5 protein-coding genes are annotated in these 6,562 nt (G+C 71.4%); 1 reads left to right on the top strand and 4 read right to left on the bottom strand.

What is annotated here, in order from left to right:
• Positions 1 to 101: 101 nt before the first annotated feature.
• Together ABZ780_RS30700 and lon are read right to left on the bottom strand one after the other, a co-directional pair.
• Positions 102 to 506, bottom strand: coding sequence for a DoxX family protein (locus ABZ780_RS30700; RefSeq protein WP_357000805.1), 405 nt, complete (start codon positions 504 to 506; stop codon positions 102 to 104).
• A gap of 133 nt (positions 507 to 639) precedes the next feature.
• Positions 640 to 2,970, bottom strand: coding sequence for an endopeptidase La (lon, locus tag ABZ780_RS30695; protein WP_357000802.1), 2,331 nt, complete (start codon positions 2,968 to 2,970; stop codon positions 640 to 642).
• Positions 2,971 to 3,480: 510 nt separating this feature from the next.
• Here lon and ABZ780_RS30690 point away from each other — a divergent pair.
• A complete protein-coding gene (locus tag ABZ780_RS30690; RefSeq protein ID WP_357000797.1) occupies positions 3,481 to 3,828 on the top strand; it encodes an Lsr2 family protein in 348 nt (115 codons plus the stop codon).
• A 107-nt stretch (positions 3,829 to 3,935) separates the two neighbouring features.
• On the opposite strand, the gene ABZ780_RS30685 is transcribed toward ABZ780_RS30690, so the two are convergent.
• The gene (locus tag ABZ780_RS30685; RefSeq protein WP_357488275.1) at positions 3,936 to 5,261 is read right to left on the bottom strand and encodes a hypothetical protein; all 1,326 of its coding nucleotides are present in this window, start codon (positions 5,259 to 5,261) and stop codon (positions 3,936 to 3,938) included.
• Between the two features lie 292 nt (positions 5,262 to 5,553).
• A complete protein-coding gene (locus ABZ780_RS30680; RefSeq protein ID WP_357488274.1) occupies positions 5,554 to 6,432 on the bottom strand; it encodes a DUF2726 domain-containing protein in 879 nt (292 codons plus the stop codon).
• Between the last annotated feature and the right edge of the window lie 130 nt (positions 6,433 to 6,562).

Here is a 6,562-nt window from a genome sequence, read left to right as displayed (position 1 = left end):
TGCGCCTGGTCGCCGACGGCAGGCGCGACGGGGCGGTGGCGACGGCGGAGGTGCTGGACCTGTTCCCGGCGCTGCGCCCGCTGCTGCGCCGACGGTGCCGGTCAGAAGGAGTACGGGCCGAAGCGGCCCCACACCACCACGGCGGCGAGGACGAGCAGCACCGCGCAGGTGATCGCGCCCTGGATCTCCGTCCGCCGGCCGTCCTGCGTGTCCTGCTTCTTCAGATCGCGCAGGTGCACCAGGATGCCGCCGATCATGACGATGACCAGCCCGAGGGCGGCCAGCGGGGTGAGCACGGTGGCGATGCCGGTGAGGGCGGGCAGCACGAGCCCGAGGGCGGCCAGCACCTCGACGGCGCCGAGCGCCTTGACCTGGGTCGGCGGAACGGGGTCGACCCAGCCCATCCGGTCGCGCAGCTTCTCCTTCGGCTGGGTCAGCTTGGCCAGGCCGGCGCCGGCGAAGACAGCGGCGAGCAGGATCTGGATGATCCAGAGCAGCACGTTCACGGGGGTTTCCTCCAGGGGCACCGCCTCGCGGCGGAGAGGTAGTTGAGGGCTCAAGCGAGACAGTAGCCCGCTGTGCGCGTACATCAATGGCCCCCGCCGTCTCTAAGACGGCGGGGGCCATTGCGGTGGAGCGTCAGGCCGCGGCGAGCGCCGGGCCGTCCAGCGCCTCGACCTCGGCCGGGCGCAGCGCCAGGGCGAGCACGTCGGCCACGTCGGCCAGGGTGTGCACGGTCAGCGCCTCGCGCACCTCGGTCGGCAGGTCGTCCAGGTCCGGCTCGTTGCGGGCCGGGATGATGACCTCGGTGAGGCCGGCCCGGTGCGCGGCGAGCAGCTTCTGCTTCACCCCGCCGATCGGCAGCACCCGACCGGAGAGCGTCACCTCGCCGGTCATCCCGAACTCCGGGCGGACCGGTCGGCCGGTGACCAGTGACGCCAGGGCCGTGACCATGGTGATGCCGGCGCTCGGGCCGTCCTTGGGCACCGCGCCCGCCGGGAAGTGGACGTGGATCCGGCGTCCGGCCAGGACGTTCGGGTCGATGCCGAACCGCCGCCCGTTGGAGCGCAGGTACGACAGGGCGATGTGTGCCGACTCCTTCATCACGTCACCGAGCTGACCGGTCAGGGTCAGCCCCGGCTCACCCTCCATGCTTGTCGCCTCGATGAACAGCACGTCCCCGCCGGCGCCGGTGACGGCGAGGCCGGTGGCCACGCCGGGCACCGCGGTGCGCTCGGCCGACTCCGGGGTGAACTTCGGCCGCCCCAGGTAGGTGGCGAGGTTGTCGGTGTCGACACGTACCGGCGTCGGGTCGGTCGCCAGCGCCACCGCCACCTTGCGCAGGATCTTGGCCAGGCCACGTTCGAGCTGCCGGACGCCGGCCTCCCGGGTGTACTCCCCCGCGATCAGCGCGAGCGCCTCGTCGGCGATGCTGACCTCGTCGGCGGTCAGCCCGGCCCGCTCCCGCTGCCGGGGCAGCAGGTGGTCCCGGGCGATGGCGACCTTCTCGTCCTCGGTGTAGCCGTCCAGCATGACCAGCTCCATCCGGTCCAGCAGCGGGCCGGGGATGGACTCCACCACGTTGGCGGTGGCCAGGAAGAGCACGTCGGACAGGTCCAGGTCGACCTCCAGGTAGTGGTCCCGGAAGGTGTGGTTCTGCGCCGGGTCCAGCACCTCCAGCAGGGCGGCGGCCGGGTCGCCGGCGTAGCCGGCGGCCAGCTTGTCCACCTCGTCGAGGAGCACGACCGGGTTCATCGAGCCGGCCTCCCGCAGCGCACGGACGATCCGGCCGGGCAGCGCGCCGACGTACGTGCGCCGGTGGCCCCGGATCTCGGCCTCGTCGCGCACACCGCCGAGCGAGACCCGCACGAAGTTCCGCCCGAGCGCCCGCGCCACCGACTCGCCGAGGCTGGTCTTGCCGACCCCGGGAGGGCCGGCGAGGGCGAGCACCGCGCCGGAGCCGCGACCACCGACCACGCCGAGGTTGCGCTCGGCCCGCCGGTTGCGCACGGCCAGGTATTCCAGGATGCGGTCCTTGACGTCGGCCAGGCCGGCGTGGTCGTCGTCGAGCACCGCACGGGCCGCGGCCAGGTCGGTGTTGTCCTGGGTACGCGTGCCCCACGGCATTTCGAGCACGGTGTCCAGCCAGGTGCGGATCCAGCCCGCCTCCGGGGAGGCATCACTGGCCCGCTCCAACTTGCCGACCTCCCGCAGGGCCGCCTCGCGGACCTTCTCCGGCAGCTCGGCGCTCTCGACCCGGCTGCGGTAGTCGGCCGAGCCGTCCGGCTCGTCCTCGCCCAGCTCCTTGCGGATCGCGGCGAGCTGCTGGCGCAGCAGGAACTCCCGCTGGGACTTCTCCAGCCCCTCGCGGACGTCGCTGTTGATCTGCTCGGTGACCTCCTGCTCGGCCAGGTAGTCCTTCACCCAGCCGACCAGCAGCTCCAGTCGGGCGGTGACGTCCGGCGCGGCGAGCAGCTCGGTCTTCTGGTCCAGAGTCAGCCAGGGCGCGTAGCCGGCCGAGTCGGCCAGCTCGGAGAGGTCCGTCATGCGTTCCACCGCGTCGATGACCTGCCAGGCGCCCCGCTGCTGGAGCACGGAGGTCACCAGGGCCCGGTACTCGCGGGCGAGTTCCCGGGCGCGGCCGGCGGGCGCGGGTTCGTCGAGTTCGGTCGCCTCGACCCAGAGTGCGGCGCCGGGGCCGGGCACGCCGGAACCGATCCGGGCCCGGGACAGGCCACGGATGACGGCGGCGGGCTCGCCCTCGGGCAGCCGGCCGACCTTCTCGATGGTGGCGACCACTCCGACCGGGCCGTACTCGCCGTCGATACGCGGCACGGCCAGCAGCTTGCGGTCGCCGGTCGCCCGCGCCGCGTCGATGGCGGCCTGGGTGGTCGGGTCGAGGGTCACCGGGATGACCATGCCGGGCAGCAGAACGGCGTCGGTCAGGGGAAGTACCGGAAGAGTTGCCATCGAACACCTGCTATCGCGTTGAGTTGAGCGTGTACCACTCAAGTAACAAAGCGTTCCCCTTGTTCCGGGGTGTGACCCAGACCACTGCCGACGTGCCGACGACGAGTCGGCGTCCGGCGAACTCGGGGCCGGTCGCGCCGCTGCTGCCGTCGTGGCCCGTGCCCGTCGACTTGAACAGCGCGGAGCGCCGGCTGCTGCGGGCGATCGCCGCCGGTCGCAACGCCGCCGACGAACTGCACGCATCGGAGCGGACGGTGAAAATGGATGACCGCCGCACTGCCGCGCAAGCTGCGGGTTTCCACGCGGGCGGAGGTGTCCGTCGCCGGCGGGCTGGCCTGGCCTGCTCACGAATGACATTGCGTCCGCGCCGTCGATTCAGCACCCGATCCCGGTTTTGCTGAGCACTCAATCGCGACGCGCCGAAATGAATGGCACGCATATTGTTGCGGTTTCCCCGGGTAGTAGGTCAGACTTTGGACACATCCCGCCACACACAGGGAGTAATTGGCAATGGCGAGAAAAGTAATCACGGTGCTGACGGACGACCTCGACGGCGGGAAGGCCGACCGCACCGTCGAGTTCAGCCTCGACGGCGTGGCCTACACCATCGACGTCTCGGACGAGAATGCTGGCGTCCTGCGCAAGGCACTGGATCCGTACATCAATGCCGGTCGGCGGATCGGTCGCGGTCCGGCGGAGAGCACGCGGACAGTCCGGCGCCCAGGGCGACCCAGCGGCGCGGGAATGGACCGGGAGCAAAACCGCGCCATCCGGGAATGGGCGGTCAAGAACGGCTACAAGATTTCCGAACGGGGTCGGATCCCGGTCGAGGTCGTCGAGGCGTACAAGAACCGCTGATCGGGCGACACAGGACGGGGTCCCGCCGGTAACGGCGTGACCCCGTCAGTTTGTGTACGGCCGGTCACCCGAGGCTGCTCGCCCCGGGTGACCGGCCTACTCCAGAATCAGTTGACTTCGATACGTACCGCGTCGAACGCCGGGGTCTGGTTGGCCCGCTCCATCATCGGCAGACGGTGTGAACCGTCACCGGCCCAGACCGCGCACTGCGCCGTACCCGACTCCGGCAGACCCGGGATCTGGATGGCCACCTCGTCCGGCTGGGCACCGCCGCGACCGTCCTCGGTGGCGACGAAGAACGCCGGCACCTCCTGCGGCTCCGGCGGCGCGGTCAGGCTGTCCAGCATCCGGCAGGCGGTGTGGAAGTGGCCCCGGACCAGGCCCTGGCCGTTGAGCAGCGAACTCTCCACGTAGTACCCGCCCTGACCGGCCGCGAGGAAGCGATCCCGGACCAGGTTGCGGGTGCTGATCCGCAGGGTGAAGGACTGGTCGCGGGCGACCTGCTGCGGGAACTGGGTGATCAGCAGCGACGGGTTGTTGGCGGCGGCGCCGACCTCACCGAACGCGGTGCTCACGCAGCGGTTGCCGTTCTGGAAACCGTCGTGCGCCTGCAACTGGCTCTCGTCGCAGTTGTTGGCGAGCACGCCGAGCCCGGCGCCGGGGGCGTTCCCGCCACCGTTGTTGCCACCACCGTTGTTGCCACCGCCGGTGTTCCCACCGCCGCCGTTGTTGCCACCGCCGTTGTTGCCACCGCCGTTGTTGCCACCGCCGGTGTTCCCACCGCCACCGTTGTTGCCGCCACCGTTGTTGCCGCCACCGTTGTTGCCGGTCGGCTGCACCTGGCACTCGGCGAGTTGCGCCAGACCCTGCGGGCGAGGCCCGACCCGGTCGATGGCGAGCGTGATCCGATCCAGCACCGCCTTCCGCTTGGAGGCCAACGGCTGCAGGATCGCGTTGCGGATGAACGCCTCACCCTTGTTGCCCTCGGCGGCCAGCCGGCGGTCGGCATCCGCGATCTGGGTCTGCAACTGCGCCAGGTTGCGGTCGACCTCGGCCCGCGCCCGGTCCGGCACCTGCGGCAGCTTGGCCGCCACATCCGGACAGGCGATGGCCGAACCGGTGCCGACCGTGCCGTCCTTGCCGTCCTCGCACTCCGCGACCGTCTGCTGCCCGTCACCCCAGTGATTGCGTACCCATCGGCCGTTCTGCCAGGTCCGACTGGTCGAGGCGCCGCTCGGCGCGGTCGATCCCGGGCTCGGCTCCACGCATTGCCCCGAGGCCGGACGGGGCTTGTTCGTCCGCCGGTCCTGGGCCGACGAAATCTGGGTGACGGCAACTACTCCGCCGAAGACCACGAGCGTGCCGACAACAGCCAACAGACGCTTGCTCCGCGCGATGCCGGATGGCCGGCGCGCCCGAGTGGACCTGCGCATCGAATTGCTCTCCTTCTCGATCCGGTAGTGGATTCCTGCCCTCGGCGGACCGACGGATGTCAGATGGCACGCCACGGCGGCGACCACCGCGACCTACCCGGTAACGTGTCGATGGCCGACGATGCCCTTTCCGCACCGTCTCCCGCGTCCCGTCGACGCGGATGGGGAGATCCTGTTCATTCGCGCAGGAGTACGGGACCGCGCTCGGGAAGGTTCAACCGGTGCACAGAAAATTGGCCCCTACCCGACGCGGATCGGGTGCGGGGCAGGGGCCAACGCGGAAAGTGTTCGGTCAGTCGACGCAGAGGTGGTCGAAGGCGAAACCACCCACCAGTTCGTGACGGCGACGGCTCAACGCGACGATCTCCGCGGTGAGATCGGCCCGCGCCAGCAGTGCCGGGCCGTCGGCCTCCAGTGCGCGCAGCCGCGCACCGACGGCGACCGCCGCGAGATCCTCGGCCAATCGGGCCGCGTCGACGCCACAGGAGAACCGCTGCTCCGTCACGGAGACCCGCTCCACCAGACACACGTCCGGGCGCACCTGCACCCAACCCCACCCCTGCGCCGGGCCGTCCACCCAACGCACGTGCAGCGCGCGGACGATCGGGTCGGCCAGCCGCCCGGCCACGTACGCCTCGACGGCCGCCGCGCGGGTCACCGCGCCGAGGTCGTTGACCGGGCCGGTGCGACCGTCCGGAAGCCGCCCGAGGATGTCCCGGAAGCCCACCGGGGCGGGCTCGTCCTCGCCACCACCCAGCCCGGCGCCCGCCGCGTAGGCCCGCGCGTCGATCACGTACTCGACCAGACGCCGGCCGTGCTCGGCGGCCCGCAGCGTGGGCGACCCGACCCGCAGCACGGGCAGCCCCACCGCGGCGCTGACCGCGTCCGTGAGTCGCTCGGCGCGCTGCTGGGCCGAACCGGGCAGCGCGACCGGGCCGATCTCCACCGCGACGACCGGCCGGCCGGAGTCGGCGGCGCAGACCACGAGGTCGAACGCCGTCCGGCTGGCCGAACTCCACTGGCTGCCGGTCACACCCGGAGGACGACCCTGGACCAGGTCGCTGAGCCGGCATGCCGCGTACACCCAGTGGCCGGCGCGGGTGAACAGCGCATCGCGCCCACCGTCGGCGGGCAGGGCCCGCAGCCAGCCGCGATCGTCGCTGCTCGTCATCTGCCCCATCCCCCGGTCGTCGACCGGGCCGAGTCTAGGTGCCCGATCATGGCGAGCCGAGGCGTGATGTGACGCGGATCACATCGGCGCGACGTTCCAGGGATGGCCGCTCGGTGTATCCAGCGGCATC

It is taken from the genome of Micromonospora sp. NPDC047467 (genome assembly GCF_040643095.1).
GTDB lineage: Bacteria > Actinomycetota > Actinomycetes > Mycobacteriales > Micromonosporaceae > Micromonospora.
This window is presented reverse-complemented; position numbering and strand designations above follow the sequence as displayed.

Excerpts from the sequence above, each read along its gene's own strand:
- lon (WP_357000802.1), bottom strand. The coding sequence starts at position 2,970 with ATGGCAACTCTTCCGGTACTTCCCCTGACCGACGCCGTTCTGCTGCCC.
- ABZ780_RS30690 (WP_357000797.1), top strand. The coding sequence starts at position 3,481 with ATGGCGAGAAAAGTAATCACGGTGCTGACGGACGACCTCGACGGCGGG.
- ABZ780_RS30685 (WP_357488275.1), bottom strand. The coding sequence starts at position 5,261 with ATGCGCAGGTCCACTCGGGCGCGCCGGCCATCCGGCATCGCGCGGAGC.
- ABZ780_RS30680 (WP_357488274.1), bottom strand. The coding sequence starts at position 6,432 with ATGACGAGCAGCGACGATCGCGGCTGGCTGCGGGCCCTGCCCGCCGAC.